Raw genomic sequence first — 1,764 nt, forward strand, 5'->3', positions numbered from 1 at the left:
CTTCGATGCGGTGCCAGAGCGTCTCTCGGTTAACGCTGTAGAAATACTTGGAGAAATCCGTCTTCAGGGCGTGAACCGTTTCGCCATGGGCGGCAAGGCGTCTCATCATCGCCTGAGTGTGGATGGCACCGCCGTGCATTCCGCGCCCTTTGCGGCAAGCGTAGGCCTGGGGGAGCATGCCAACCTCAAAGATCGGGCCGATGACATTGCACAGGGCATGCTGCACCACCCGGTCCTGAAAGGGCGCGGCGGTTATGGGGCGGGGTTTGGGCTCGTAGACCCAGAACTCCCGAGGCCGGCCCGGCTGATAGGTGCGGTCCAGAATGTCGCGCCTCAGCTTTTCCAGCCACGCTGCCTCATACTCTTTGAAGTTGAGGTAGCCGGCAGAACTGCGCCGGCCTCGTGAGGCCTTGTGGTACGCCTTCAGAAGATTTTCCGGTGCCGCAACCCTCGCAATCAGGTTCCTGTGACGATCTCCCAAATCAACTCCCTTTTTCGGCGTGACGCCGGTTGTAGAAAAAAATGCCGCGCGCAGGTCTCGATGTTGACCATAGGCCTCACTACGCCCTGTTTCGCGAACCTGGTTTTGTGTTTCCCGAAGGAGGTCAGTACACGGCTGACCACAGTTATGGTCGCCCCGGCAGGCCGTAGCGCTGCCAGCGGGAGTGTTGCCTGTCGTCACTGACGCCGCGCGCGCTGATGTTGCTGTTGGAGTTGTCCGGCGTGTTGTTCCAGTTCGAGGCCCGAGAGCCCGAGTTGGAGCCGTTGTTCCAGTTCGCGCCGAATAGCGGCGAGCAATCCGTGTACTACCCATGCCGACCACCGGATAAACGAGCTATCCAGTCGCCGAGCATACTTCCCACCTCAGCCAGCAAGACCGATACCGTGCCGTGCTGCCCGGAGGTGATGACCTGCAGTGGCCAGGCCTCTGCCATTCGCAGGTGCCACCGCAATGCTGCCAGCTCGGCGTCCGCTTCACGAACCCGGCTGATTTGGTTGGATTTGGCGGCCACATACAGCAGCCGAGGTATTCGTAACATGCACTGAAGCAGCTCATCTCTGAACACGCCGTGCCGGCGCGGCATCGTGCGCGTGATGTTGTAGAGGTAACGAAAGACCGAATCGTACTTTTCGACCACGGCCAATCCCTCCACTCTGGGTGCTGCTTTCTTCATGGCGTCGCTATCGCTCCGCTTGCAGGTTCAGGTGGTCACTGACGCCGCGCGCGCTGATGATGCTGCCGGAGCCGTCCGGCGCGGCGCTCCAGTTCGAGGCCCGAGAGCCCGAGTAGGAGCCGCCGTTCCAGTGCGCGCCGAATCGCGGCGAGCGTATGGAGTCCGTATAGACATCACCCCGGCCTTCGGCAATGTCCTGCCAACTAGCAGAGCCGGTGGCAGAGGTGCCGTTAATGTCAGCCCCCCACTGGTACATCACGCCAGTGATCTGCTCACACCCACATGCAGAGCGGTGGCCGGCCTGGTGCTGGGTGGTACCGGGATCGGTGCCAACGGCTTGACGCTCGACGACGCCGTAAGCCATCGCCGTGAACTCCTGATAGAAGGGCAGGCGCTTGCCGGCCGCGGTGGCCAGATCGACCGCCACCCACCAGCTCATTGAGCCATAGGTGGTACTGCCGTTGCCGCCGTAGATGCTGGGGATAACAGGCCGGTCACCGTCATCTGCAATGGTCGCCCCGTTGCGGCTGTAACCATTAACGCCGTACTGGGTGTCCATTAGGTAGATATCGCCCCAGGTCTTGCCATC

At 61.5% G+C, this 1,764-nt stretch carries 2 protein-coding genes and 1 pseudogene; all 3 read right to left on the bottom strand.

Translation table 11 applies throughout. The features are described from left to right. Positions 1-481, bottom strand: a pseudogene (locus tag WD429_RS02265) (hypothetical protein); the annotation flags it as partial. A 325-nt stretch (positions 482-806) separates the two neighbouring features. Continuing rightward, positions 807-1,175 (bottom strand): diversity-generating retroelement protein Avd, encoded by a 369-nt coding sequence (avd, locus tag WD429_RS02270; RefSeq protein WP_368420555.1) that lies wholly within the window; start codon positions 1,173-1,175, stop codon positions 807-809. A gap of 7 nt (positions 1,176-1,182) precedes the next feature. After that, on the bottom strand, positions 1,183-1,764 hold a 582-nt coding region (locus WD429_RS02275; protein WP_368420556.1), incomplete at its 5' end, for a hypothetical protein.

Source organism: Marinobacter sp. (assembly GCF_040904845.1).
Taxonomy (GTDB): domain Bacteria; phylum Pseudomonadota; class Gammaproteobacteria; order Pseudomonadales; family Oleiphilaceae; genus Marinobacter.